Below are 24,843 nucleotides of genomic sequence, written 5' to 3'. Positions count from 1 at the left end.
TCTTCTTCGCAGTTCATGCTTCGGGGAAACCCCGCAGCAGGTACGCGCGCACGGCCCCCAGCAGACCATTCAGGATCAACCCCAGCAGCGAGATCGTGATTAGCGGCACGAACATATCGACGGCCTGAAAAGTCCGGGCCGCCGTGACGAGCGAATGTCCGAGCCCATCCGTCGATGTGATCATCTCGGCCAGAAACACCACGATGCAGGAAATGACAAGGCCGATCCGGCAACCGGTCAGGATCGACGGCATCGCCGCCGGCAGCACCACCTTGAACAGGATCTCATAGCGCGGCGTTCCCGCCGCCATGGCCGACCAGATCAGCTTCTGCTCCACCGTCGACGCGCCGTAATAGGTAGAGAGCAAAATGGGAAAGAGTGCGTCTGCCGCCACCAGCGTGATCTTCGATCCGTGTCCGAAGCCGAGCAGCAACAGAAGTGCCGGATAAAGCGCAACCTTGGGCAACGGCGCCAATACGCGAACAATCGGCCGAACCACGGCGTTGATAGCCGGATTGGCGGCAGCGGCGATGCCGACGCTGACACCGAGCACGACCGCAATCGCGAAGCCGGCAAACAACCTGAGCAGGGTCGCCGCGATATCCTGCTGGAACGTCCAGGTCAAAAGTTGCTGGAGCAGCCGGCCGAAGACGTATCCCGGCGGCGGCAGCAAGACTGCAGGCGCAAAGCCAAATGAAACGAGGCCCTGCCACAGCGCGAGCACCAGCACGATTGGCGCGAGCCCGAGGATGATGCTTGTGGAGTGAAGGCGCGATATCATGAGAAGCTCAGCGGCATGTCGAACTGAGGCTCGGACCACCGCACCAGCCTTGCGCGAATCCGCTCGAAGATCGCATCCAGGCAGATTCCCATCGCCCCAACGATGATGATCATTGCGAAGACGGTGTCGTATTGGCCCATGTCGAGCGCGTTGAACAGGATATTGCCGGCGCCCGACTGGCGGGCAATCATCTCGCTGGTGATCATCGTGATCAGCGCCAGCACGAGTCCAGTTCGGCACCCGGTCAAGATTTCCGGAAGCGCCGCCGGCAGCACAATCCGGACCAGCCGTTGCGCAGGTGAAAGCCCCATCGCGGCGCCCGACCAGAGCATTTTCTCTTCCACTGCCTTGGCGCCCTCGAAGCTGTGATAGATCACGGGCAGGCTGACGCCCAGAAAGATCACCAGCGTCTTCGTGACATCACCGACGCCCAGCCACAGCATGATGATCGGCATCAAGGCCGCCTTCGGCACCGGATAGATGATCATCAGCAGCGGATTGAAGAAGGCCGCAACGGCCCGGCTGCGGCCCATCAACAGGCCCAGCGGAATCGAGATCAATACCGCTATGCCGAACCCGATCGCCATGCGGCGCAGCGAGGCCAGGATGTTGATCAGCGATTCCCTGTCGCCAAGAATGTCCGGAATCGCCCGGATCGCCTCGATCGCCGTCGGAAAGCTGTCATTCTTTAGCGCGAGCGACGCCACCTGCCACATTGCGAGCAATCCGATGCAGGCAAGCACCGGGGCAGCACGTCTCGCCAAGGCAGCAGGCGATATCATGACGAAGACCCAATTAGGTCGCTCTCGTCGAACATCCGCTCGATCTCGACGACGTATTTCTGGTAGCGCGGGTCAAGCAGCAGCTCGTTACGCCGGCGTGGCCGCGGCAGGTCGATGTCGATGATGTCGCGGATGCGGCCGGGCGATGTCGACATCATGACGACCTTGTCCGACAGGAAGACGGCCTCGTCCACCGAGTGGGTGACGAACAGCACCGTCTTGCGATCACGCTCCCAGATGTTCAGGAGATCGTTCTGCAGGCGCGTCCGGGTGTGAGCATCGAGCGCACCGAATGGCTCGTCCATCAACAGAACCTCAGGATGGTAAGCCAGCGTTCGGGCCAGTGCCACGCGCTGCTTCATGCCGCCGGACAATTCCTTGGGATAGAAGCCCTCATAGCCCTTGAGCCCGACCATCTCGATCAGGGCCCGGCTCTGCGCTTCCGCCTCAGTAGCCCGCACGCCCTGCTGACGCGGGCCATACATCACGTTACCCAGCACGGTCTTCCACGGAAACAACGCGAATTCCTGAAACACCGGACCGCGATCCGGCCCTGGCCCCGTGATTGTCCGTCCCTTTATCTTTGCTGAGCCGCTGGTCGGGCTGACGAAGCCGCCGACGACGTAAAGCAGGGTCGACTTGCCACAGCCGGACGGACCAAGGATGGAGACGAAGGCTCCCTCGTCGATCGTCAGCGAGATGTCAGATAGCGCCACATGATCCTTGCGCGTCGAGGTCTGGAAAACCTGCGAGACGCGCTCGATCTCGATGATTGCAGAAGCCGGTTTTTGCGGCCTCACCGGTCTCACCCATTCGCTCGATCTCGAAGGCACTACCTTCATCCCATCTCACTTCACTCGCGCGAATCCTGCGCAACAGACTCGCTGAACGTCCCCGTCAGCGGCACGAGCTTAGCAAGAAACTTGCCAGACTACCGACTGTTTCCGAGCAGGTGCGCCGCGTCATTCGAACCAGGGCCATTCTGCGGGCCCTTCATGCGTGACAGCACCGCCTGGCGCCTGGCCAACCAATCGCGCATATTTCGCGAGGGCGCCAGCACGGTGACGAGGCGGACGCGGCTTCCAATTGTGCCGGCGAGCAGTGAGTTCCTGCTCGTCGACGAGCATATCCATCCGCCGATTTGCAGCATCAATCCGGATCCTGTCGCCATCGCGAACCAGCGTCAGCGGGCCGCCAACGAAGGCCTCGGGAGACACATAGCCGACGCACATTCCGCGAGTGGCGCCGGAGAACCGTCCATCCGTGATCAGGGCCACTTTTTCGCCCATGCCCTGTCCATAGATCAGCGCGGTGACGCCGAGCATCTCGCGCATGCCTGGGCCGCCAACCGGCCCTTCATTGCGGATTACGAGCACCTCGCCCGCTTTGTAGCTGCGGTCACGAACCGCTGCGACGCAAGCTTCTTCGTCTTCGAAGATGCGCGCCACACCTTCGAACAACAGGCTCTTCAAGCCCGCGACCTTGATCACCGCGCCATCAGGGCAGAGGTTTCCCTTCAGCACAGCCACGCCGCCATCGGGCATGATTGGCGCCCGAGCCGCGTAAACGACCTCTCCGTCGGGTGCGTTGGCGGCGCCATATTCTTCGGCAAGTGTACGCCCCGTGACGGACAGGCAACTGCCATCAATATGCCCGCTCTGGATCAGCTCCCGGATCACCACGGCGGCGCCGCCGATATCGTAGACATCCTTCGCCGTATATTTGCCTCCAGGTCGCAGGTTTCCGATCAGCGGCGTCCTGGCAAAAACCTCGCCGACATCATCGATCGTGAATGCGATCCCGGCCTCGTTCGCAATCGCCGGCAGATGCAGCGCAGCATTGGTCGAACCACCCGTGGCAGCCACGATTGCCGCACCGTTTTCCAGGGATTTCCGCGTCACGATGTCGCGCGGCAAGGGCCCGCCGCGCTCCAGCATCTCCATGATGAGGCGCCCCGCCCGCCTGGATATCTGCGCGCGCTCGGCATAGACGCCCGGCACCATCGACACGTTGGGAATGGTGAGGCCCATCGCTTCAGACACCATCCCCATGGTGTTCGCGGTGAACTGCCCGGCGCACGCGCCGATGGTCGGCAGGCAGGCGCGCTCGATCCGCTCGAGCGTGGCGCCGTCGATCTCTCCGGTCATGAAGCTGCCGACAGCCTCATAGGAGTCGAGCACGGTCAGGGTCCGCCCGTCCACACGGCCCGGCAGCGAGCTACCGCCATAGATGAAAATGGACGGCACGTTGCACCGGACCATCCCCATCATCACGCCGGGAAGCGTCTTGTCGCATCCGCCGTATCCGATCAGCGCATCGTAGGCGAGACCATGGACGACGGCTTCGATCGAATCGGCAATCAGCTCCCGCGAAAACAGGGAGAACTTCATCCCCTCGTGATTCATGCTGATGCCGTCGGAAACCGACACGGTCGAAAACTCGCGCGGCGTCCCGCCGGCCTCCTCGATGCCCGTTTTGGCCGCCGCGACCTGGAAGTCGTGGGTCATGTTGCAGGGCGTCTGTTCGCCCTTCATGCTGACGACGCCCACCATCGGCTTGGCAATCGCAGCGTCGTCGAGCCCCATGGCCCGCATGAACGCGCGGTGCGGGGCCCGATCGAGGCCGTCCGTCGTGATCCGTGATCGCAACTTCTTCATACGTGCATCTTCACGCCGCGACCTCCTCGCTCGGATCGTTCGCCCGATCGCCTATTGCAAAGGAGCGACAATCGTCGAATGCTTGAATTGCGCGACATCCAATTTTGGTAGCATCCCTGTCTCCGCGTAGATGTCCAGCATCTTCTGGATCGCGGGGAAATTCGGTGCCGCACCGGGATCGCGGCCGAAATCATTGTCCTTGAGCAGATAGGTCTCGAGAACCGGAATAGGTGCCTTCAGGACTTCGTTGACCACCTTCAACGTCTCTTCGCGGTTGGCCAGCACTTTCTTCATGCCGGAGGTGATGTCACGCACGTAAGCCTTCACCAGCTCCGGGTTTTTGTCGACGAAATCCGCACGGCAGGCTTCCAGGATATGCACGATGTTTGGCATGGCCTGCGACAGCGAGAAGAGTTTGCGAGTGCCGCCCTTTGCCTCCGCGCGCGCGGCAAACGGCTGGTTCATGTTGACCGCATCGACACGGCCCTGCCGCAGCGCATCTTCAGAAATGGCAAAGCCGACCTCGACCAGCTTGATGTCCTTGGCCGGATCGACGCCATTCTGCTTCAGCAGCAGATTGAACGGGCCTTGCGTGCCGCCGCCGATCACGGAGATCCCGACCGTCTTGCCTTTGAGATCGGCGATTGACTTGATCGGGGAGTCGTCCATGACGGCCCAGTAGACCGAGAATCCGCCGGGCTTCTCGAAGACGTGCTGCGCCACAATGTAGGCCTTGAGGTTGCCGCCGACCACGCCGTTGGCGAGCGACAGCGGCGCCTGCGTCGCGCAATCCAGCGCGCCGGCCGTCAATGCCTGCGTCATTGGAGCGGTGCCCTGAAATTGGGTCCATTCGATGTTGTAGGTCTTGCCGATATTGGGAAACTCAGCCGGGCGGCGCATCATCCAGTACTTGGATTCCTCAGCCGGAATCGTCCAGCCGACGCGGATCGTCTGCTGCGCCCATGACGAGCCTGCACTCGCACTCGCGGCCGCTGCCGCCCCCAAAGCCAGGATCCACTTCGAAACGGTTCGCATCGTGCCCACTCCGCTGCTCCGGCACCGACCGGCGCCATCCAATCCGACCGCCGCAAATGTTTCATGGTTCAAACAATCAAGCAAGCCATGCGGGCCGGGCGGTTTCGTCGTGGCATGCGCCATGTATGGTAATGCAGCGTCGCAGAGCGACGGATGGAGGCAACCTATGGCCGAAGCGAGCAGGACAAACCCGCAAGGCGTCGAGCGGCTCGGCTATCTCGGCCTTGGACTGATGGGGACACCCATGACCCGGCGCCTGCTCGAGACCAGCCATCAGGTCACGGTCTGGAACCGTTCGGAAGCGAAGGTGGCCGCGCTCGTCGAGGCCGGCGCCAAATGCGCAGCCACCCCACGCGACTTGTTGGAGAGCTCGGACATCGTCTTCATGTGCGTGACCGATGCCGCCGCCGTTGAAGAGGTGATCTTCGGGCCTGAAGGCGTTTCAACCGCTGCCGGAACAGGGAAGCTCGTGGTCGACTTCTCATCGATCCATCCTGACGCGGCGCGTGACCTTGCAGCACGGCTGAAAGCTTCGAACGGCGCGAGTTGGGTCGATGCGCCAGTGTCTGGCGGCACCAAGGGCGCCGAGGAAGGCACCCTTGCGATCATGGCCGGCGGAGAAGCAGGCGACATCGAGAGGGTTCGGCCCTATGTGCTCGCTATGGCACGCAGGTTCACCCACATGGGCCCGACCGGCGCCGGCCAGACTACAAAGCTCTGCAACCAGGTGATTGTCGGATGCGCGATGGCTGTGCTTGCCGAAGCAACGCGCCTTGCCGTGAACGCCGGAATCGACGCCAACCGGTTACCCGAAGCACTCGCCGGCGGCTTCGCGGACTCCATTCCGCTTCAGCTGTTCGTGCCGCGGATGGTCCAGGGCATTCACTCACCGCCGCTCGGTCACATCGCTACAATGCTCAAGGACCTCGATACGGTCGCCGATGTCGCGCAGACGACGTCAACGCCGGTGCCCATGGCTTCGCTTGCGGGACAACTTTTCAGGCTCGCCAAGGCCGCGCGAGGCGCGGATGCGGATGCACTCGAAATCTACAAGCTTTCGGCGCGGGAGCGCTGAACCGCCCAGCGCGAGCTGAAGCACGTCAGGGTAGCTTCTTGGGCTCGTCGTCGGCGAGAAATCGACCAAACGCGCCCCGCGCGAACAGCAGCGGCTCCGTCGCATTGTAAGCATAGGCCTCGACTGCACCGAGAAAGATCACATGGTCGCCGCCGTAATAGCGATTGACCGAGCGGCATTGAAAATTGGCGACGCTCTCGGCGAGCACCGGTGCGTTGCCCAGGCCCGGCGTCCAGTCAACACCGGTAAACTTGTCATCCGATGACTTGGCGAATTTGCTCGCAAGCGCCTGTTGCGAAGCGCTAAGCACATTGACGGTGAAATGACTGGCGTTCTGGAAGATGATCAAACTGGACGAATAGACGAGCAGGCTCCAAAGAACCAGCGGAGGATTCAGGGAGACCGAGGCGAACGAATTGCATGTCAGGCCATAGGGCTTGCCATCAGGCGCCGCGGCCGTGATGATCGTCACGCCCGTAGCGTAGGTGCCAAGCGCGCTGCGAAAATCACGGGGATCGATCGGCGAGCTGTCGTTCGCGAATTCGTTGGCTGGATCGGGAACGGCCGGTTGCTTCGGCAGATCATTCATCGGCCGGCCTCAAAGCGTGAGATTCTCGGACGGCAGGCCCAGCGCCACGCGTCCATAATTGGTCCCGGCCGCATCGAAATTGAACGCGAGATGCGAGTTGATCGCGTGCGCATCGCGGAACTGCCGCTGCAACACGCCCGTCGTGAACAAACCCCGCGCCCCGCTCGCGGCAAACAGCATCGAAACCGCATCCGTGCAGGAGTTTACTGAATAAGCCCCGTCGCGCCGGTATCTGGTCTTGGTCGCCATATCGGGGACATGACCGCGCCGCGCATCCTCCATGGCATTCAGACAGGCCGAGCGCATGATCAAGCGTGCGGCGTCGATCTTCGCCGAGGCCTCTGCGATCTTGATCTGGGTGCTTTGAAAGTCGCTCAGCTTGGCGTGGTTGTAGGTGGAAATGCGATGACGGACGACCTCCGCATAGTCGTCGAGACACGCCTGCGCGTTCCCCAGCGCGACGCCGGAGAGGACGTAAGGAAACAGCGCGAACACGGGGAGCGCATACAGCGAATTAGGATTGAGCTCGCTCCCCGGAGTCGGACCGCCGGCAAGATCGCCCACCGCGACCGTCATGTAGTCGGGCACGAAAACGTCCCTGACCTCCACGTCGCAAGACCCTGTGCCGCGCAGTCCCGCGACATTCCAGGTATCAAGGACCTTGTAGTCGGCTTTCGGCAGCAGAAATATCCGATACTCGATGCCGTCTGCCTCATCGTCGGAGTAAACCACGCTTGCGAGCATGTTCCATGCGCAGGAGGCAACGCCCGAGGAGAACGGCCAGCTGCCATGGAGCCGGTATCCCCCCTGGACTCTCGTGGCGCGTCCGGCGGGAAATATGAACGAGGATGCGATCAGCGCGTCCGGATCACGGCCCCAGACCAGATCCTGCGCCGTCGGCTCGAACATGCCGAGCATCCAGTGATGGCTCGCCAGATTGGCCAGATTCCACGCCACTGACGCGTCTGCTTGTCCGAGGAGGTCCGCGCAATCGATTAAGGCGACATAGTCGAGTTCTGCGCCGCCAATGCGCCTGGGCTGGAGCATCCGGAACAGGCCGGCCTCGTGCAGGTCCAGTTCGGTCTCCGGCGGCAGGTGCCGCAGCTCTTCCGTTTGTGCCGCGCGGTCTCGCAGCCGTGGTACGAGCGCCCGGGCCTTCGCGACCATTGCCGCATGGGCACGTTCATCGGATTGCGCCCCCGCGGGCTGACCCACGCTCGGCTCTTGACCAGGCGCCATTGGCATCCCTCGCTTTCACGCAGTTATGAGGCGAGACTTTTGCCAAATCAAGCCGAGGCGGCGCCCGCTGGGTATAGTCGCCCTGAACCCGGCCGCCCGGGAAGGATGCGATGTCGCGAAGGCGGTATTGCGACGCCGAGAACTGCGAACCGCGCCAGGCTTGGCCTGCAGGATCAGCCCCTCAGGCTCAAACCGACGCCGATGGCTTACCTGAGCCAAAGACACCCCTTTGGGTGAACTGCGATATCCGGCGCTCATCATAACCGAGCGTATCACGTAAAACCTGCTCCGTGTGCTCGCCCAGCAGCGGAGCAGCCACAGGATCAACCGAACCGGTCAGGCTCATGGCAATAGGTGGCTCGATGTTCGGGACCCACTCTGCCGTACGATGCGGAATCCGGCTCAAGCGATGGCGCTCTCGCGCCTCCGGTGCATTGAACCCCTCCTCGACCGTCCGGAGATAGCCGACCGGGATATTGGCGAGCTTCATCTTCGCCATCCAGCTCTCGAGGGTATCGCTTGCAAAGACCTCCGCGATGGCTGCTCGCAAAAGCTCCTTGTTCTCAGAGCGGGCTTTGCGCGTTGCAAACTGCGGATCGGTTATGAGATCAGGCCTGTTCAGCACCTCGACGACCAGCCTGCGATAGAGCCGGTCGTTGGCACACGCGATGTAGAGCGGCCCATCGGAGGCCTCGTAGACGCCGACGGTGGGAGACCCGCTCGGCGAATTACCGAACCGCCCAGGGTTCTCGCCATTGATCAGATAAGCCATGCCGTAGAAGCTCGTCATGCCCATGGCGATGTCGAACAGGGCGACCTCGACATGCTGGCCGCGACCGAGCCGATCCCGCGCCAACAGCGCCAGCAGGATGGCGTTGCAGGCAGACATCCCCGTCGCTATGTCCACGATGGGCGGGCCGGTGCGAACCGCCGGTCCATCGGCAAATCCGTTAAGCGACATGAAGCCGCTTTCCGCCTGCGTGATCGGATCAAAACCGGGACGCGAGGCAAACGGTCCGGTGCGCCCGTAGGCGGAGATCGAGCAATAGACCAGCCGCGGATTGAGCGGTGCAACAGCTTCATAATCGAGGCCAAATTTCTTCATGACCCCGCTGGAAAAGTTCTCGACGACGACGTCGGCCTTGCGAATCAGATCCAGCGCAATCTCACGAGCCTCCGGTACGGTCAGGTCGAGCGCGATGCCGCGCTTGTTGCGATTCAAGCTGAGATAGGCAGCACTCTCTCCACCGATCTCGGCGTGTTCATACGCACGCGTGTCGTCGCCGCCGTCCGGATTCTCGATCTTGATGACGTGCGCGCCGAAATCGGCAAGCGTCTGCGTACAGGCCGGGCCGGCAACCACACGCGTGAAATCGACGACCAGTAGACCATCGAGTGCGGTCAGCCCTCCCGTCGTCCGCGGCGAACGTTCCGGCAATTGAGGCTTGGTGGGCATCGATAGAGCTCCCTTACATCGGCTTGTGGTCGCCGAATTTCCTGCGAGAGCAAACTTAAAGCGCGCCACCGCTGACTTCGCAAGTGCTTCACCCGCATCGCTCGAATACGCAAAAGGGCCCGGCAGCTGTCAAGCTGCCGGGCCCTTGGACGTTTCGTGCTGCGCTTCATCTCGCGCGAACCATCTTACGTTGCGCGAATCACGCTCGCACCGCGGGAAACCTGGCTCCATTCGCTCAGCGAAGCCGCTTTCGCCAGTAAAGCGTATGCGACCAAGCCCAGGGCACTTGGGGCTAAAAGAGCCGATAGCCCGCCCGGATGAAATTATTGGCAGACACCGGATTGTCCGTCGTATCCGAGACGATGCTGTCCCATCCAATACGCCGTCCCCTCGCCTCGATCACCCGCATCAGCCTGCACTGAAGATCACGTCCCCGATGCCGCTGCAACACACCGACCCTGGAGAAATAGCCGCCATTTCGAATGTGCGTTGAGGGCACGACACCAGCGAAGGCTACCGCCTCATCGCCGTGATAGGCAAGCCACCACGCCCCTAACTCGAATTGTGGCAAGGCAGCCGCATCGAAGAACGTCAACTGATGCAGATCGGCCAATGTCTCGGCGATGTCGTCATCGGATGCATCGACAATGCGAATTCTGTACATGAGACGGTCCATTGGCGAGGAATGACGTGAGTGGAAGTGCAGCAATGTCGTCGCGGTTGAGGCTCACTTGCCGAGCACGACCTTGACGCCTAGCCAAACCGCACCCACCAGGCCGGTGGCGATCACTGTAATGACGGCCTTGAAGGTGTAGCTCTGCGCCTGCTCCACGCTCGTTCGCCATCGGCGTAGGTGCTGAAAATCAGCCCTCAGCTCCTTTCGGTCGTCATCCTCGATTCCAAAAGAGGCCAGCACCGATGCCACCGTCCTCAATACGATCGCATCGATATTCGCCTGCTGAAGCCTGTGTTGCTCGGCCAGCGTCTCGGCAACGATTGCCCTGATTTCATCATCTGGCATTTTCACCGCTTGATGATCCTTGCGACATTTTCGAAGCCGCGGTTAGCGAAGTAGAAGGACACAACCAGATTGGCTCCGGAGACCGCAGCGGCGCGAGCAAATGCCCAACTCCGCGACCGGCACGTTCGCGCGTGCACGGCCAGCAATGGTTCGGACGACGGCGGCACGACGCCGCGGATGGTCTTGAGCGCGCGCAGGCAGGCGTTCTGGAAGGCCTCCTCGGCGGTGTCGAGATCGCGGAAATAGCGCAGCAGCGCGCCGACCGCCTGGGGGCGCGCCGAGGTCAGCGCGGTCTCGATCCAGGCGGTATCGGCCTCGCTCACGTCAGATTCCCTCCGGGCCTGAACACGCCGACCGGACGCACCTCATAGGCGCCGCCGGGATTGGCCTATCCGAGGTCGCGCGCAACATCGAGAGCCTCGTCGAGGTTCTTGCAATCGACGATGTAGAAGCCGAGCAACTGCTCCTTGGTCTCCGCATAGGGGCCGTCGAGCACCAACGGCGCGCCGATCGGCGCTCGAGGTTCGACGAGTGGCCGCAATGCGCCACCGCCGTCCGATCTCGAAATCAAGACAAAAAAACCCGCGGCGGATGTTTTCCGCGCGGGTGAACCAACTCGTCTCGATGATATCATTCTGCCGGTGTGTTGCCCGACGTGTCAAACGAACGAATTCGCCAAGGCTGCGTTAGGCGATCAGGAGGACCGACAGATGACACGCAACACTACGTCCCAGCAGACGTCGCGAAATCTTCCAAGACAAAAGCCGCGCATCGACAAGGAGCGCAACACGCGAGAGGCCATCGTTGAAGACGCCGGCGAGACGGAGGACAAGGGCCGCGATCTCGTGCACGGCGACGGCGGCACCATCGACCTTCCCACCAAGCCCGGCGATTTGTCGAAGGATGACTAGGCCGCTTCCGCGGGCGGCACGCATCTCGATGATGCCATTCTGCCGGTGTTTTGCCCGATGTGTCAACGTGGCGGACGCGGAAGGGGGATTTCCTCTCCCACTCAGATATGTGGTGTGCAACGGGCTTGCTTCAAGCCCCCGGCCCTGCCGTAGAACCCTCGACCCGAACAATATCCAAACTCGAGGGGGTCACCACATGTCCGTATTGCATCCGACGTCCCGGCCGCGCGGCCACACCACACCGGCCCGCGCCGGCGACGCGACCGACCACGCCGTGGTGATCGTCGGCGGTGGCCCGACCGGCTTGATGCTGGCCGCGGAGCTCGCGCTCGCGAATGTCGACGTCGCCGTGGTCGAACGGCGCGCCGACCAGGAGCTATCAGGCACGCGCGCAGCATCGAGATCCTCGACCAGCGCGGCGTCGCGGATCGTTTCCTGCGCGAAGGACAGATCACCCAGCTCGCCGGCTTCGCCTGGACCACGCTCGACATCAGCGACCTCCCCGCCCGGCACGCTTACGGGCTCGCACTGCGGCAGAGCCATATCGAGCGCATCCTGGCCGGCTGGGTCGAAGAGCTCGCTGTGCCGATCTATCGAAACCTGGAGGTGACGGGCTTCGCGGAGGACGAGACCGGCATCGACCTGACGCTCTCCGACGGCGAGACCTTGCGCACAAACTATCTGGTCGGCTGCGACGGCGGCCGCAGCCTGGTGCGCAAGGCCGCCGGCATCGAGTTCGCCGGCTCCGATCCGACGCTGAGCAACCTCATGGCCGAGGTCGAAATGCGCCAAAAACCGGCTTGCGAGCCGGCCTGGGGCCTGCGCCACGATGCGCTCGGCTTTCACGGCCTCAGCAAGACCACGAGCGGACGCGTGCTGGTGGTCTTGACCGAAGCGACGCTCGACCGCACCGGAGAACCCGGCTTGCGCGATCTCAGCGAGGCCCTCGTCGCCGTGTACGGCACCGACTTGGGACTGCACAGCCCGTCCTGGATCCCGCTTCACCGATGCAGCACGGCAGGCCGTGTTCTATCGCAAGGGACGCGTGCTGCTCGCCGGCGATGCCGCGCATATCCATCATTCCGTCGGCGGACGTGGCCTCAACATCGGCGCGCAGGACGCGGTCAATCTCGGCTGGAAGCTCGCGCAGGTGGTCAAAGGCATATCCCCCGAAAGCCTGCTCGACACTTACAGTGCCGAGCGCCATCCCGTCGCCGCGCGCGTGCGACGCAACACCATGGCGCAAATCGCCCTGCTCCGCCGTGGCGAGGACGGCCTCAAGGCCGCGCGCGACATCGTGGCGGAGCTGCTCGCGATGGACGAGCCGCGCCAGCGTTTTGGCGCGATGATGAGCGGGCTCGACGTGCACTATGATCTGGGCAAAGGACATCCACTGCTCGGGCGCCGCATGCCCGATCTCGATCTCACGATCGACGGACGACCGCTGCGATTGTTCACGCTGCTACATGGCGCGCGGGGCTTGCTGCTCAATTTCAGCAAGACAGGCGGCCTCGACATCGCGCCCTGGGCAGATCGCATCGATCGCATTTACGCCGATTGCGACGGCCCGTGGCAGCTTCCGGCGATCGGACAAGTCGCAGCACCAGGCGCCGTGCTGGTGCGGCCCGACGGGCACGTGGCCTGGGTGGGAGATCAGCGCCAACACGAACTCGCTAACGCGCTGACGAGGTGGTTCGGACCGGCTGCGGCGTGGAAGGCAGATACGGGACTGGTGCACTTCCCGACGTGAAAACGCTGCCCGCATTCGACTCATTGACACGACTGAGACGGCGGACCTCTTCGGGAGCGACTACTCCCGCGGCGGAAGGGAGCAGTGGTTCTGGCGAGTATCGGGCAGGCATAGTGCCGGCCGGCGTGTCGGTCCAGTTTCCGAGGCGATCGACGAAGGAACCGGCGGAAACAGCCTCTTGATCAAGCTGTGCGTGCTCGGTCAGCGGCGATCCGGACATCGACGACGCGGAGCTACTGCTGGTCGTGGCGCCAGTCATGCCCCCGTCAATGAACGCGTTGTACGCAGGCGCTCCCGTTGAGAACACTCCTCTACTATCTGCGACGAGCTCCTTCGTCCCGGCGGCGCGCGACCACAGGCCGGCATCCATGTTCTCGATCGACCTCGACGACCTCTCCGGCGCCCCGGCCCGCCGCCTGCTGGCGCTGCACCTCGCCGGCGTGCATGCGTTCGCGACGGCAATGAGGTGGTCCGCATCGGGCGCTGAAGGAGGTGGGACGACGGTAGCGCGGAGGTGAAATCGATGCGCACTCATCGGTCGCCGCGGCGCTGCTGCCCGAGCCGATGCGGTCCACCGCAGCTCGCATCCTGCACCGCAAAATGAGTAAGCCACTCAAGCCGCTCAGACTAGCCGCGCGCACCCCCGAAAGATTCTTCTAAACAAAATAGCAAATGACAAAGACGGTGCGAAACCGGCGGCCTAGGCTTGAGATATCACCGCGCCTCACTCGGCATCGATCGGCAACGACAACGCCGGGGTTGCGCTCCCCCTGCTCGCACGATGGACATGCGCCATGCTGACGCGTCGACGCTTCAAGCAGATCAAACCCCTCCATGAGCGACTCGCAGACGAAGCGACACGCCTTCGCGAGGAGGCGCGCACGCTCGCGCCGGGGCGCCGCCGCGAGATGCTGCTGCGCCGCGCGCGGCAGGACGAGACGGCCATTCGCATCGACGCCTGGCTGCATTCCCCGGGTCTGAGGGCTCCGACATGACACAGCAATATCGCGCCTACCTGGTCGGCGAAAACGGTGTCTTCCGCTCCGCCGAAGCTTTCGAGGCCACGTCGGATGCGACCGCGCTCATCTTCGCGCAGCAATTCACGCGGCACGGCAAGGTCGAGGTCTGGCAGCTCGGCCGCAAGATCGCCGTGCTCGAGCCCGAGCAGTCGGCGACATTGCTGACGCGTCAATGATCGCGTGATTCTGAAGCTGTCCTGAAGATCTCGATCGCGAACGAGAAGTTCACCTGCATCACGGGACCTGCGGCATCGCGAACGTCGATCGCCATCGTCTGCCTGCGGCCGGCGGGAGGCGCGGAGAGGATGGCGTCGCGCGCCATATCCGCGACCGACCTGGCGGCCTCCGCGTGAACGGAGCGAGGGCTTGCCAGCTCCAGCCCTTCCTCGTCGAGCGCTACACCGGTCTCGTCGCGCAGATCGAAATAATATCGGGGCATTGCAGCATCCTTTGCCGTAATAGGTCCGAAGCGGACAAAGGGTTTCCGGCGGCACGAAAAAATCTGCGGGGAATCAATGGGTTCCAGGAACTCCAGCGTCCTGCCCGCCGATTCCGCGCCTCCGTCGCGGACGCGCGCGCCACAACGGCCTAATCACTCATCCCACGACGACGGTTTCAAGCAAAACAAGCAAGCAGACAGGTGCTGCCGCCGACCCAGTAACCGCGCGGAAGCCGAGCGTGAAATTCGATGAAGACGCGAACGCGGCAGCATCAGTTGCCGCGTTCGTGCCCGGTCTCTTCACGGGCGAAAGCGACAGGGGCGAAATGACGCTCGCCACCCTCACTCCTCCGCAAGCTTCCGCTCGATATAGGCATCCACCGTCTCGGCGAACGAGCGCTGCACGCCGACCGCGGCACCATGCTGGTCAAGCGCATCGCGCTGGAGCACGCGCAGGCCGCGCCCGCGCATGCACACCGGCGCCGTGTTCAGGTATGAATCGATAGCGCCTTGGGCGAGCGGGATGGCTTTCGGGTCGCCCCTTGCGATCAGAAGGCGCAAGAGGCTCTGGCATTCGGCCAAACCTGGCATGGGATCAGCGCCTCACGCCTGCTGCGATGTCGACTTCGGCCGCTTGACCGGTTGGGTATGCGTGCCGAACAGCGCCAGCAGAAACGCGACTTCTTCCTTCGAACCGACCTGGATCATGGTGATCTCCTTTTCGCCTGGTTGGTCGGGCGCCGCGGGCGGGGAGTTCGAGACTATCTGGTTTCAGCACTGTTTCAGGCGTGTTTCGTCGAGACGCGCCATGCCGCATTGGGCACGCAAACCGGCCGGAGCACGGCCCCGGCAGCTACGCGACAAGCGAAAAACACGCCACCCGATTAGGAACAGCTTTAAGGGACAAAGGGTTATTCGGGTGTCGGTCCGGATGAACGACCGACAACCTCCACGGCCTCAGCTCGGCCCGCCGCGCTGCGGCCGTTTCTTTCCACTGGCAGGTCAAAGCAGGCCAGAGGTTCAGCCGCTATGGAAGCAGCGTTGGCAGCCTGGAGGCGCCGACCGAGGCGCCCTTAGTTTTGGTCTCGTCTGGGCTTCTCCCAGCAGAGCTTGTTGCACCCGGAGCACCGAAAGATGGCAATCGCGCCGTCCGGTGAAGCAACCGCGTCAATGAACGTCATGGGTATGTTGCACGCAGCACAAATAGGCCGCTGCCTGGTGTCTCGGTTCGCCATTCCGCGCAACGCGGGAACGGCGGACGAGGTTTCTATTGTTCTGGAGGCTCAGGGTGCCAGATCTTCGGAACCCGTTGCTGAAGCAGTGTCGTTGACATCTCGATCTGCTCCCGCGAACGGCGCAGCAATTGTCGTGTCGTTTGGCTTGCGTCAAGCTGGTGCGTTTTCTGCACGTCGAGATACGCCCCGAATTCCTTGCTGATGAGCATGACAAGCTCCCGTCTTCCTGCTCTATTCGCAGCGTAGGTTATGAAACGATTTAGGACAGTCCAAAAGTGAACACGCGGAGGGAAGCTCGCCTGCAGCTATCCGGTGCGCTCTTGCCCTCTTGCGCAATCCGAACGCGCGCCTTTCACCTCACATTCACGACCCCGCCCCTAAACCACGGCGAGAAACGGCACGTAGGTAGGATCATGTCCTTTGACCCGATGGCCGCTGCGGTTGACTGGCTCGATGCCTACCGTGACGGCGATATCGAAACCATTCTGGCAATGTATGCTGACGACGCGGTGGTCCATTGCGGCTGCGGCGGCATGAAAACGATCTCGGGCCGGCAAGGCTTGTGGGAGTAAGGCTTGCGGGAGTATTGGGTCGATCGCATGAAGAACTACCCCGCATCCCGCCTGGACAACCTCCAGCCGACCGCGGACGCAACGATCATCTCATACGTTTCGCGCGACGGCATCGTGAGCGCGATCCTCACTTTTAATGCCTCCGGGAAGATCGCGGCGCTGAGCTGCGGGCCTTCAAACTAGCTGTTTTTCAGGGTCTGCGCTTCTGCGGGACCGCCGGCAGACACCCTCGCTCACACCCAGACCTCCTCGCGGCAACCATCGCACCGGTAGATCAGGACCGGGCGATCGCGTTGCACGTCGAGGATCGAGGTCAGGTAGCGCGTGGACGTCTCGCATTTGGAGCACGACGGCCCCGGCTGATGATGATGGACTCTCAACGGCCCGGCTTGCTGGTCCTTGCTCATTTCCCCTCGCTGGCGAACTGAGTCCTAAGTCCCAAAGTGAACGTTTGTTCCCTGGCGCGGTAGCGCTTCTAATTCATGGGCGCGCCCAGACGTCCCATGATCGCGCGCTGATCCTCGGCGTAGTCCTGAACGACTTGGTGGGATTCCTGCCTTCGCCGTTCGTCCAGGGTCGGGACGGTGCAGATGCGCGCGGCGCGGCGCGCCAGTTCTTCGTAATTTTCCGCCACCTTGCGCAGCACTTCCCGCGTCTCGGCGTACTCGCAATTGTCCGCCTTGGTGCGGAATTCTTCCGCCCGCATTCGCCAGTACCGCGGAGGGTGCATCCTTTCGGCGCCCATGGGCCACTCCCCTAGGTTGGTCCAGCCAATTTCCTGTTCGTTAATGGACCGCGCGTCCAGATGTTCCCGTCCCGAATCAACGTAGATAGCGCAGCAAACTGCAACCAATGGCGGCAACGTCTCGCGGGACTGATCGACTTTAGTTCAAATGCAGCAAGGCACATTCGGCAGGATGCAATTCGTTCGCGCCATGCTGGAACGTGTCCCTTGCGAAAGACGCAATCGGGAAAGCTTCGGAGAGATCGTCGATGTATTACGTCGCCGCTGCATTGCTGGTGCTGTCGGGACTGTTCTATTCCGCAAGCCATCACGAGATCGGCTCGTTCGGCGTCACCATGTGCACCTATGGGAGCGCGTTCTGCGACAATCCGCTGATCGTCTTTTCCGGCGCCGCGCTGGCCGGCGCCTGGGGCATGTTCGTCAGCATCAAATAGTCCCGAAGCGTATCTGCTCAGGGGACAAACACCTCGCTGCTCTCCATGCGCACGTTGCGGACGCGCGACGGCCGTCCATGGTCGCCGGTTGCGCTAGGGATGCGGGCAAAAGCGGGCACCGAGTGTTCTTCGATGATGCACTTATACAGGTGTTTTGCCCGACGAGTCAAAAGTCGATTAGCTTTATCAGAAATTGGCGAGGAGCCCGCTCATGCCCCGCTCGGAACCTTGTTCCCTCATTAGCATTTGCTAAAGACGGCCCCCGACCGAGGTCCCTCCTGCCATGACCGACAGTGCCCTCACCCCCCCGAAATCGGCGCCGACGCTGTTGCAAAGGCTCGGGCCGGGTCTCGTCACCGGAGCGGCCGACGACGATCCGTCCGGCATCGCCACCTATTCGCAGGCCGGCGCGCAGTTCGGCTATGGCTTGCTCTGGACGGTGTTTCTGACCACACCGTTCATGATCGCCATCCAACTCGTCAGCGCCCGGATCGGCCGCGTCACCGGCAAGGGGCTGGCCGCCAACGTGATGCAGATCGCGCCGCGCTGGGCGGTGCTGACGCTCGTCGCCATGCTCGTCGCCGCCAACACCTTCAACATCGCCGCTGACATCGCCGCGATGGCTGAGGCGCTCTCGCTGGTGATCGGCGGCCTCAACCACGAGCACGCGCTGATCTTCGCGGCGGGCTCGACCCTGCTGCAGGTGTTTCTGCCCTATCGGCGCTATTCGCCGGTGCTGAAATTCCTCACTTTGGCGCTGTTCGCCTATGTCGCGACGGCCTTCACCGTGAATATCCCGTGGAGCACGGCGCTGCTCGCGGCGGTGTGGCCGAAGGCCAATGTCAGCGCCGACTACCTCATGATGGTGGTCGCCGTGCTCGGCACCACCATCAGCCCCTATCTGTTCTTCTGGCAGGCTTCGCAGGAGGTCGAGGAGATGAATCAGGGCAAGCGCGACAAGCCGCTTCGCGCACTGAAGCGCGGCGGCAATCCCGAACTCGCGCGCATCAGGGTCGACACCCTCGCCGGCATGCTGCTCTCCAACGGCATCGCCTTCTTCATCATCCTAACCACCGCGTCGGTCCTGCACGCACATGGCGTCACCAACATCAACTCGGCGACGCAGGCCGCCGAAGCGCTGCGGCCGCTCGCCGGCGACTTCACCTTCGCCCTGTTCGCGACCGGCATCATCGGCACGGGCCTGCTCGCAATTCCGGTGCTGGCGGGTTCGGCCGCTTACGGCGTGGCGGAGATCTTCGGCTGGCGCGCGACGCTGGAGGCCAAGCCGGACGAGGCGGTCGGCTTCTACACCATCATCGCCGCGGCGACCATTATGGGCTTCGGGCTCGGCTTCACCGGGATCGGCTCAATTCAAATGCTGGTGTGGAGCGCCGTGCTCAACGGCATCGTCGCCGTTCCGATCATGGCGATGATGATGCTGATCGTCTCGAGCAAGGCGATCATGGGCCGCTTCAAGGCCCGGTCATGGCTCGTCGTACTGGGCTGGCTCGGCACCGCGTTGATGGCGCTGGCCGTGCTTGCTCTGCTCGGCTCTTCCGCGATCGGCTGACTAACCTTGCGACAATGGCCGTAAAACGTCTAGGGCCAGGCCCGCTGCGGGCTTCACGCCGATCCGTGGTTGGCCTAACAATTGCGACCAGGGCCGGGGCTTGCGACCGGGCCTCAAGAATAAGCAAAGCCCGGCCGGGCGACGGGGAGCGACATGACCAAATCATCAAAAGCAACAAGTCTCGAAATTCTCGCCTGCGATGCCGGTTGGAGAAACTACCACTTCGTCAAACTGACGACCGAAGACGGTATCGTCGGCTGGAGCGAGTTCGACGAAGGCTTCGGCTCGCCCGGCGTCGGCGCTGCGATCCAGCGCCTGTCCGCCCGCGTCATCGGGCAAAACGTTTTCCGGCACGAGCGCATCTACGCCGAGCTGTTCGCGGCCACACGTCCCGCCGCCGGCGGCGTGGTGGCGCAGGCGCTCGGCGCGATCGAGAACGCACTGCTCGATGCCAAGGCGAAGTGTCTCGGCGTGCCTTGCTACGAACTGCTCGGCGGCAAGATCCGTCACCGCGTCAGGGTGTATTGGTCGCATTGCGCGACATGGCGGATCAATCATCCGTCCTGGTACAAGCCGCCGATCGAGAACCTCGACGGCGTCAAGGCAATGGGACGCGAGGTGCGCGAGAAGAAGTTCACCGCGCTCAAGACCAACATCTTTTCCTACGACGACGGCAAGCCGACCGGTTGGCGGCCGGGGTTCGGCTCTCCCTTCGCCCCCGAGATCAACGTCGACCGCAAAATCCTGCGCGACCTGCGCATGCATCTGGAAGCGATCCGCGACGGTGCAGGCCCCGACGTCGACATCCTGCTCGACTGCAACTTCAACGCCAAGACCGAGGGCTATCTGAATATCCTGCGTACCATCGCGGACCTCGACATGTTCTGGATCGAGATCGACAGCTTCAACCCGGAAGCGCTCGGTTACATCCGCAGGCAAAGCCCGCATCCGATCTCGTCCTGCGAGACGCTATTGGGCCTGCGGGAATTCCTGCCCTATTTCCACGAGCAGGCGATGGACGTCGCGATCATCGACACGCCCTGGAACGGCGTCTGGCAGTCGATGAAAATCGCAGCCGCCGCGGAAGCGTTCGAAGTCAACGTCGCACCGCATAATTTCTACGGCCATCTCTGCTCGATGATGAATGCGCATTTCTGCGCCGCGGTGCCGAACCTGCGCATCATGGAGATCGACATCGATCGCTTGGCATGGGACCGCGAGCTGTTCACGCATGAGCCGGAGATTGCGAACGGGCATCTGGTTATTCCAGACCGGCCCGGCTGGGGCACCGAGCCGAACGAGGAAGCCCTTCGCGCGCATCCGCCAAAGGCCAGCGGCGGGCTCCTCAACTACGGTCGCAAGGATTGAGGCCGACTACGGCGTCACGGGGTTGATGGTCGGGGACGTGTTCGGCCCCGGCCGCTCCGGCTCGATCGGCGACTTCTGTTCGGTCGGGAGCACTGCCGCACCAGCGGCGCGCGCAGCTTCTCCCGTGGTCGCATACATCGCGACGTGAGCCGGCTGCGTCTTGGCGCGATTCCACGGCCCATGATCGACGATGAGCATCGCAGCAATCGTCACGCCGGCCACAATCAACGCAATCACGCCGGGATGGCGAAGCGCTGACAACATGGAGTTTGCGAAGCGATCAGTTGCCATCGTATGACCCATATTTTTTCCTCTCGCAGGTTAATTCAATGACGTCCCGCGAGTTCCACCATTAGCATAAGCAAGTTCCGAGCCACCGCGTGGAACCTGATCGCGACAAGGCCATCACTTTTTCACATCAGGCCGCGCATCGTCAACGAACCTGTCGCGGTTCGGCATATTGACCGCCGCAAGCGATTTTGCATCGAGCGCCGCATCGGCTGCCACCAGCCCGTTCAGGTTCAGGATATAGGCGGACACCGCATAGACGTCCTCGTCACTCAGCGACTGCGGCGCGTTCTGCGGCATGGCGCGACGGATGTAGTCGAACAGCGTCGGCGCATAAGGCCAATAGCTGCCGACCGTTCTGATAGGCTTAGGAGTCCCGATCGTGCCCTGCCCTCCGACGAGCCGATCACCCAGTCCGCCCTCGCCCTGGTCGCCATGGCATGAAGCACATTGCTGGGCGAACACCTCGCGCCCGTGGCCGACTGAGCCACTTCCCTTCGGCAGATTGCTGCCGTCGCGCCCGATATCGATGTTCCAGCCTGCGATCTCCGCAGCCGTCGCCGGGTGCCCGATGCCGTACAGGCTTTGCGCCTGCGCTTCGCTTGCAAAGACAGAGACCACGATTGCAACGGCGATGCTGCAAATCTCACGCCAGCGCATTGGTCACCTCACCGTCAGCCGCGATGCGCCAGGGCCATATCGCGTTGTTGTGGTAGAAATAGTTCTCGCCGCGCACCGCGAGCAGCTCGGACAGCGTCGGCTGCACATAGCCGGTCTCATCGATGGCCCGGCTCTGGATCACGGCAGGTTTGCCGTCCCATCGCCACGGCAGACGGAAGCGCGTGAGAGCGCGCGTCAGCACCGGCTCCTGCAATCGCGCGTCCTGCCAGCTCTTGCCGTCGTCGACGGATATCTCGACGCGCGCGATCTTGCCATGCCCGCTCCAAGCGATGCCGGTGATCTCGTGGAAGCCGGGCGCGTTCAGACGCTGGCCGCCCGAGGGCCGCGTAATGATCGACTTCGCCTCCATGAAGAACGAAAATTCACGTGCGGTGCCGTCCGGCAGGAGGTCGGTGTATTTCGAGGTCTCCTCTCGCGAATAAACCGGCTCCGCCGTCACATGCAGGCGGCGCAGCCACTTCACGCTCATATTGCCCTCGAAGCCAGGGAGGAACAGCCGCAGCGGATAGCCCTGCTGCGGACGCAGCCGCTCCCCGTTCTGGCTGTAAACCAACATTGCGTCCTCGAGGCATTTCTCGATCGGGATGCTGCGGGTCAGAGCAGCGGCGTCGGCGCCCTCGGCGACGACCCATTTGGCTTCCGGCTTCAACCCGGCCTCCTGAAGCACCAGCTTGAGACTGACGCCGGTCCACTCCGCACAACTCACCAGACCCACAAGGTCCGACGCTGTCTTGCCGTAAGGCTTGCTGTAGCCGGGATTGCCGGAGCATTCGAGAAAGTGGACGCGCGATTCCGACGGGAAACGCCTGAGATCGTCCATTGTGAAGATCAGCGGACGCTCGACCAGCCCGTGCAGCATCAACCGGTGCTGAGCCGGATCGATGGTCGGAACGCCGCCGTGATGCCGCTCGTAGAACAGTCCGTTCGGCGTGATAATGCCATCGAGCTCCTGCAATGGAGTCCGGCCGGAGGCCGATATGTACTGCTTGAGGGTCTTTGAGATGTTCTTGACGACGCCCTTCTCGAACGGTGACGGCGCGCCATAGGGCTGGCTTCCCATCGGTTCGCCCGGCGCCTTCATCCATTCGGGAACGTTGGGTGGAAGGTTGTCGGTCTCGGCGACAGCCGATGCACCGGCGCCCATGACGGTGCCACCCGCCACCGCAGCACTGCCGCGCAGAAAGAGGCGGCGAGTCGTGCCTGCGGATTTGTCGTCGGCGTCGAACGTGCTGCTCATTTGCGGATCCTCGGCTGAAGCGCCACCCGCATGAAACATTCTGCGACGTGCATTTGCAATTCGCAGCTGTTTCAAAAATAGGCGATTTCGACCTCGACTGATCTAAATCCGGCGGCGGCGACGGCAGTTCCCTTCTTCGCAACGCACAAACGGCTCGTGCGTCACTCACCCGGCGCGATCGCATTGCTTGGTGTCGGCCGGTCGGCGATCTGCTGGCCGAACAGGCTGCCGATCAGTTCAACCGCAGTCCGCGCAGTGCGGCCACGTTCGTCGAGGAACGGGTTGAGCTCGACGATGTCGACTGATCCGACCACGCCGGAATCGTGCAGAAGCTCCATGATCAGATGCGCCTCGCGATAGGTCGCTCCGCCCGGCACCGTCGTGCCGACACCCGGCGCGACGCAGGGGTCGAGAAAATCGACGTCGAAGCTGACATGCAGCACGCCGTTGCCGGCCCTGACGCGCTCGATGACGCGGCGGATCAGCACGGCGACGCCGAACTCGTCGATCTGTCGCATGTCGACAACCCTGATCCGGCGCGCGCGCATCAACTCCTTTTCGAGCTTGTCGATTGAGCGCGCGCCGAACAGGTCGAGCCTGTCGGGATCGATCGAGGCGCGCGGATCGTCACCGAGCAATCCGTCGAGGCCGGGTTCGCCGCACAGGAACGCTGCCGACATGCCGTGCATATTGGCGGTAATCGTCGTCTCCGGCGTGTTGTAGTCGGCATGGGCATCGAGCCAGAGCACGAACAGCTCGCGTCCGCGCTCCTGCCAGTGACGGGCCATGGCGTTCACCGATCCCATCGACAAGGTGTGATCGCCTCCCAGGAAAATCGGCAGCGCACCGGTGTTCGCGATCTCGTAGCCTTTGCGGCTCAGCACGCGCGTCCAGCGCTGAATTTCGCGGTAGTGATTGGCTTTGTCGGGAGGCCTGTCCGCGAGGTCCCGGACCTCGGCCACCGAGAGATCGCCGTAATCAGTGACCTCGAAATCCAGGCTTTCGAGCAGTGTCGCAAGGCCGGCGGTGCGGAGCGCCGCAGGACCCATCAGGGTGCCGCGCTGCGAAGCCCCCATGTCGATGGGAGCGCCCAGCAAGGCGATTCGCCGGGCTCGATCCGTCGGGGTCCGATCGGTCACAGCCGTCTCCTGAGATCAGCAAGATTGCGCCAGCCTAACAGAGATTCGCGCCCGTCGTTTCACGGGGGAGGTCCGCGTAGCGGTGTATCGACTCGGAACAAAACCCCGCGCGCCGAATTGCTCATCCACGGCCGGTACCCGCCGTAAAAACCACGGCGCCTGTCGCGGATAGCCAAAGGTCGTCGGACCCGCTGTTCAGAACGAGCGCTCGCGCGGATAGCCAAAGGTACCGGCCTCCGTCACACGATCAGCCTGGAGGTCGCGCGCTTGAGCACGGAGATTCCGCAGTCCACTTCCCACCCCGGCATGGCCGAGCGCGCCATCGATGCCGCGACGGACGTATCCCGCACCGTCGGTGAGGTCGCAGGCGGCTTGCATGCAGCTGTCGACCGCATGACCTCCGCAATCGATGAAGCGCGAAAGCCCGGACGGCCCCTCGCGACCGTCGCGGCAATCACGCGCGAAGCGCCGCTTGCGAGCCTGTTCGTTGCTTTCCTGTTCGGGGTCGCGGTGGCGCGTCGGCGCTAGCAGTCTGCTGAAAAACCCCCTCGCCAGGGAGGGGACTTGATGATTCACTTTATCATCTCGAATCGGCGGAGACGATCATGCGCGGCAGGTTTACGGATCAGGGCGGCCTGTTTTCGTACATCGCGCCGGATAAACGTGTGCCAGCGAACCATCCGCTGCGGAAGGTCCGGGAACTTGTCCGGGATGTTTTGAATGATTTGAACCGCAGCCTTGGAAAGCTATACGCCAGCGAGGGACGTCCTTCGATCCCTCCGGAGCAATTGCTGAGCGCCTTGCTGCTGCAGGTGTTCTA

General features: G+C 62.8%; 29 protein-coding genes and 4 pseudogenes. 11 read left to right on the top strand and 22 right to left on the bottom strand.

What is annotated here, in order from left to right:
* Positions 1-13: 13 nt before the first annotated feature.
* The 5 genes from IVA74_RS31290 to IVA74_RS31270 all read right to left on the bottom strand — a co-directional run bounded on the left by IVA74_RS31290 (position 14) and on the right by IVA74_RS31270 (position 5,255).
* Positions 14-781 carry an ABC transporter permease subunit gene (locus IVA74_RS31290; protein ID WP_247350692.1) on the bottom strand — a complete coding sequence of 256 codons (768 nt, stop codon included), beginning with the start codon at positions 779-781 and terminating at the stop codon, positions 14-16.
* Positions 778-1,563: an ABC transporter permease gene (locus tag IVA74_RS31285; protein WP_247350691.1), complete on the bottom strand. Its 786-nt coding sequence runs from the start codon at positions 1,561-1,563 to the stop codon at positions 778-780. The genes IVA74_RS31290 and IVA74_RS31285 overlap by 4 nt, the downstream gene beginning before the upstream one ends.
* Positions 1,560-2,405: an ABC transporter ATP-binding protein gene (locus IVA74_RS31280; RefSeq protein ID WP_247350689.1), complete on the bottom strand. Its 846-nt coding sequence runs from the start codon at positions 2,403-2,405 to the stop codon at positions 1,560-1,562. The genes IVA74_RS31285 and IVA74_RS31280 overlap by 4 nt, the downstream gene beginning before the upstream one ends.
* 120 nt (positions 2,406-2,525) lie before the next feature.
* Positions 2,526-4,220, bottom strand: a complete 1,695-nt coding sequence (gene ilvD, locus IVA74_RS31275) for a dihydroxy-acid dehydratase (RefSeq protein WP_247350687.1) — start codon at positions 4,218-4,220, stop codon at positions 2,526-2,528.
* A gap of 51 nt (positions 4,221-4,271) precedes the next feature.
* Positions 4,272-5,255, bottom strand: a complete 984-nt coding sequence (locus IVA74_RS31270) for an ABC transporter substrate-binding protein (RefSeq protein ID WP_247350685.1) — start codon at positions 5,253-5,255, stop codon at positions 4,272-4,274.
* A 166-nt stretch (positions 5,256-5,421) separates the two neighbouring features.
* Here IVA74_RS31270 and IVA74_RS31265 point away from each other — a divergent pair, with 166 nt between their 5' ends.
* Positions 5,422-6,330, top strand: coding sequence for an NAD(P)-dependent oxidoreductase (locus tag IVA74_RS31265; RefSeq protein ID WP_247350684.1), 909 nt, complete (start codon positions 5,422-5,424; stop codon positions 6,328-6,330).
* Between the two features lie 25 nt (positions 6,331-6,355).
* Here the strand turns inward: IVA74_RS31265 and IVA74_RS31260 are convergent, their stop codons facing one another.
* The 7 genes and pseudogenes from IVA74_RS31260 to IVA74_RS31230 all read right to left on the bottom strand — a co-directional run.
* The gene (locus IVA74_RS31260; protein WP_247350683.1) at positions 6,356-6,919 is read right to left on the bottom strand and encodes a flavin reductase family protein; all 564 of its coding nucleotides are present in this window, start codon (positions 6,917-6,919) and stop codon (positions 6,356-6,358) included.
* A 9-nt stretch (positions 6,920-6,928) separates the two neighbouring features.
* Positions 6,929-8,158 (bottom strand): acyl-CoA dehydrogenase family protein, encoded by a 1,230-nt coding sequence (locus IVA74_RS31255; RefSeq protein WP_247350682.1) that lies wholly within the window; start codon positions 8,156-8,158, stop codon positions 6,929-6,931.
* Positions 8,159-8,345: 187 nt separating this feature from the next.
* Positions 8,346-9,614: a CoA transferase gene (locus tag IVA74_RS31250; RefSeq protein WP_247350753.1), complete on the bottom strand. Its 1,269-nt coding sequence runs from the start codon at positions 9,612-9,614 to the stop codon at positions 8,346-8,348.
* A gap of 292 nt (positions 9,615-9,906) precedes the next feature.
* Entirely contained in the window at positions 9,907-10,278 is a 372-nt protein-coding gene (locus tag IVA74_RS31245) for a GNAT family N-acetyltransferase (RefSeq protein ID WP_247350681.1), read from the bottom strand.
* Positions 10,279-10,341: 63 nt separating this feature from the next.
* Positions 10,342-10,641 (bottom strand): hypothetical protein, encoded by a 300-nt coding sequence (locus IVA74_RS31240; protein WP_247350680.1) that lies wholly within the window; start codon positions 10,639-10,641, stop codon positions 10,342-10,344.
* Positions 10,642-10,814: 173 nt separating this feature from the next.
* Positions 10,815-10,958 (bottom strand): annotated as a pseudogene (locus IVA74_RS41310) (RNA polymerase sigma factor); the annotation flags it as partial.
* 68 nt (positions 10,959-11,026) lie between these two features.
* Positions 11,027-11,269, bottom strand: a pseudogene (locus IVA74_RS31230) (YciI family protein); the annotation flags it as partial.
* Between the two features lie 76 nt (positions 11,270-11,345).
* Between IVA74_RS31230 and IVA74_RS31225 the strand changes: the two are divergent.
* The 4 genes and pseudogenes from IVA74_RS31225 (at position 11,346) to IVA74_RS31205 (ending at position 14,491) form a co-directional block, all read left to right on the top strand.
* Positions 11,346-11,546: a hypothetical protein gene (locus IVA74_RS31225; RefSeq protein WP_247350676.1), complete on the top strand. Its 201-nt coding sequence runs from the start codon at positions 11,346-11,348 to the stop codon at positions 11,544-11,546.
* A gap of 196 nt (positions 11,547-11,742) precedes the next feature.
* Positions 11,743-13,296 (top strand): annotated as a pseudogene (locus tag IVA74_RS31215) (FAD-dependent monooxygenase).
* 794 nt (positions 13,297-14,090) lie between these two features.
* On the top strand, positions 14,091-14,291 hold the full coding sequence (locus tag IVA74_RS31210; RefSeq protein WP_247350674.1) for a hypothetical protein: 201 nt from the start codon (positions 14,091-14,093) through the stop codon (positions 14,289-14,291).
* Positions 14,288-14,491, top strand: a complete 204-nt coding sequence (locus IVA74_RS31205; protein ID WP_247350673.1) for a hypothetical protein — start codon at positions 14,288-14,290, stop codon at positions 14,489-14,491. Before IVA74_RS31210 ends, IVA74_RS31205 begins: the two co-directional genes overlap by 4 nt.
* Here IVA74_RS31205 and IVA74_RS31200 read toward each other — a convergent pair.
* The 4 genes from IVA74_RS31200 to IVA74_RS31185 all read right to left on the bottom strand — a co-directional run bounded on the left by IVA74_RS31200 (position 14,485) and on the right by IVA74_RS31185 (position 16,198).
* Positions 14,485-14,754, bottom strand: coding sequence for a hypothetical protein (locus IVA74_RS31200; protein WP_247350670.1), 270 nt, complete (start codon positions 14,752-14,754; stop codon positions 14,485-14,487). The genes IVA74_RS31205 and IVA74_RS31200 overlap by 7 nt on opposite strands.
* A gap of 157 nt (positions 14,755-14,911) precedes the next feature.
* Positions 14,912-15,094 carry a hypothetical protein gene (locus tag IVA74_RS31195; protein ID WP_247350669.1) on the bottom strand — a complete coding sequence of 61 codons (183 nt, stop codon included), beginning with the start codon at positions 15,092-15,094 and terminating at the stop codon, positions 14,912-14,914.
* Positions 15,095-15,096: 2 nt separating this feature from the next.
* On the bottom strand, positions 15,097-15,345 hold the full coding sequence (locus IVA74_RS31190) for a hypothetical protein (protein ID WP_247350667.1): 249 nt from the start codon (positions 15,343-15,345) through the stop codon (positions 15,097-15,099).
* A 676-nt stretch (positions 15,346-16,021) separates the two neighbouring features.
* Positions 16,022-16,198 (bottom strand): hypothetical protein, encoded by a 177-nt coding sequence (locus tag IVA74_RS31185; RefSeq protein WP_247350666.1) that lies wholly within the window; start codon positions 16,196-16,198, stop codon positions 16,022-16,024.
* A gap of 204 nt (positions 16,199-16,402) precedes the next feature.
* On the opposite strand from IVA74_RS31185, the gene IVA74_RS31180 reads away from it, so the two are divergent.
* Positions 16,403-16,561 (top strand): hypothetical protein, encoded by a 159-nt coding sequence (locus IVA74_RS31180; RefSeq protein WP_247350665.1) that lies wholly within the window; start codon positions 16,403-16,405, stop codon positions 16,559-16,561.
* A 233-nt stretch (positions 16,562-16,794) separates the two neighbouring features.
* On the opposite strand, the gene IVA74_RS31175 is transcribed toward IVA74_RS31180, so the two are convergent.
* Both IVA74_RS31175 and IVA74_RS31170 read right to left on the bottom strand, forming a co-directional pair.
* Positions 16,795-16,968, bottom strand: a complete 174-nt coding sequence (locus tag IVA74_RS31175; RefSeq protein WP_247350663.1) for a hypothetical protein — start codon at positions 16,966-16,968, stop codon at positions 16,795-16,797.
* A 68-nt stretch (positions 16,969-17,036) separates the two neighbouring features.
* Positions 17,037-17,306 (bottom strand): hypothetical protein, encoded by a 270-nt coding sequence (locus IVA74_RS31170; protein WP_247350661.1) that lies wholly within the window; start codon positions 17,304-17,306, stop codon positions 17,037-17,039.
* A 248-nt stretch (positions 17,307-17,554) separates the two neighbouring features.
* On the opposite strand from IVA74_RS31170, the gene IVA74_RS31165 reads away from it, so the two are divergent.
* From IVA74_RS31165 to IVA74_RS31155, 3 genes are all read left to right on the top strand, one after another.
* On the top strand, positions 17,555-17,740 hold the full coding sequence (locus tag IVA74_RS31165; RefSeq protein ID WP_211398252.1) for a hypothetical protein: 186 nt from the start codon (positions 17,555-17,557) through the stop codon (positions 17,738-17,740).
* Positions 17,741-18,023: 283 nt separating this feature from the next.
* A complete protein-coding gene (locus tag IVA74_RS31160) occupies positions 18,024-19,310 on the top strand; it encodes a divalent metal cation transporter (protein ID WP_247350660.1) in 1,287 nt (428 codons plus the stop codon).
* Between the two features lie 153 nt (positions 19,311-19,463).
* Entirely contained in the window at positions 19,464-20,678 is a 1,215-nt protein-coding gene (locus IVA74_RS31155; protein WP_247350658.1) for a mandelate racemase/muconate lactonizing enzyme family protein, read from the top strand.
* Between the two features lie 6 nt (positions 20,679-20,684).
* On the opposite strand, the gene IVA74_RS31150 is transcribed toward IVA74_RS31155, so the two are convergent.
* The 4 genes from IVA74_RS31150 to rocF all read right to left on the bottom strand — a co-directional run bounded on the left by IVA74_RS31150 (position 20,685) and on the right by rocF (position 24,023).
* Positions 20,685-20,981 (bottom strand): hypothetical protein, encoded by a 297-nt coding sequence (locus IVA74_RS31150; RefSeq protein WP_247350657.1) that lies wholly within the window; start codon positions 20,979-20,981, stop codon positions 20,685-20,687.
* Between the two features lie 102 nt (positions 20,982-21,083).
* The gene (locus IVA74_RS31145) at positions 21,084-21,626 is read right to left on the bottom strand and encodes a cytochrome c (protein WP_247350652.1); all 543 of its coding nucleotides are present in this window, start codon (positions 21,624-21,626) and stop codon (positions 21,084-21,086) included.
* Complete coding sequence (gene soxC, locus IVA74_RS31140) at positions 21,613-22,884, bottom strand: sulfite dehydrogenase (protein WP_247350650.1); 1,272 nt, start codon at positions 22,882-22,884, stop codon at positions 21,613-21,615. The genes IVA74_RS31145 and soxC overlap by 14 nt, the downstream gene beginning before the upstream one ends.
* 161 nt (positions 22,885-23,045) lie before the next feature.
* Positions 23,046-24,023 (bottom strand): arginase, encoded by a 978-nt coding sequence (rocF, locus tag IVA74_RS31135; RefSeq protein ID WP_247350647.1) that lies wholly within the window; start codon positions 24,021-24,023, stop codon positions 23,046-23,048.
* A gap of 267 nt (positions 24,024-24,290) precedes the next feature.
* On the opposite strand from rocF, the gene IVA74_RS31130 reads away from it, so the two are divergent.
* Complete coding sequence (locus IVA74_RS31130; RefSeq protein WP_247350644.1) at positions 24,291-24,551, top strand: hypothetical protein; 261 nt, start codon at positions 24,291-24,293, stop codon at positions 24,549-24,551.
* Positions 24,552-24,628: 77 nt separating this feature from the next.
* Positions 24,629-24,843, top strand: a pseudogene (locus IVA74_RS31125) (IS5/IS1182 family transposase); the annotation flags it as partial.

The sequence above is a fragment of the Bradyrhizobium sp. 132 genome, assembly GCF_023074185.1.
Classification (GTDB): domain Bacteria; phylum Pseudomonadota; class Alphaproteobacteria; order Rhizobiales; family Xanthobacteraceae; genus Bradyrhizobium.
The sequence above is the reverse complement of the archived record's forward strand: the minus strand, read 5'-3'. Positions and strand labels throughout refer to the sequence as shown.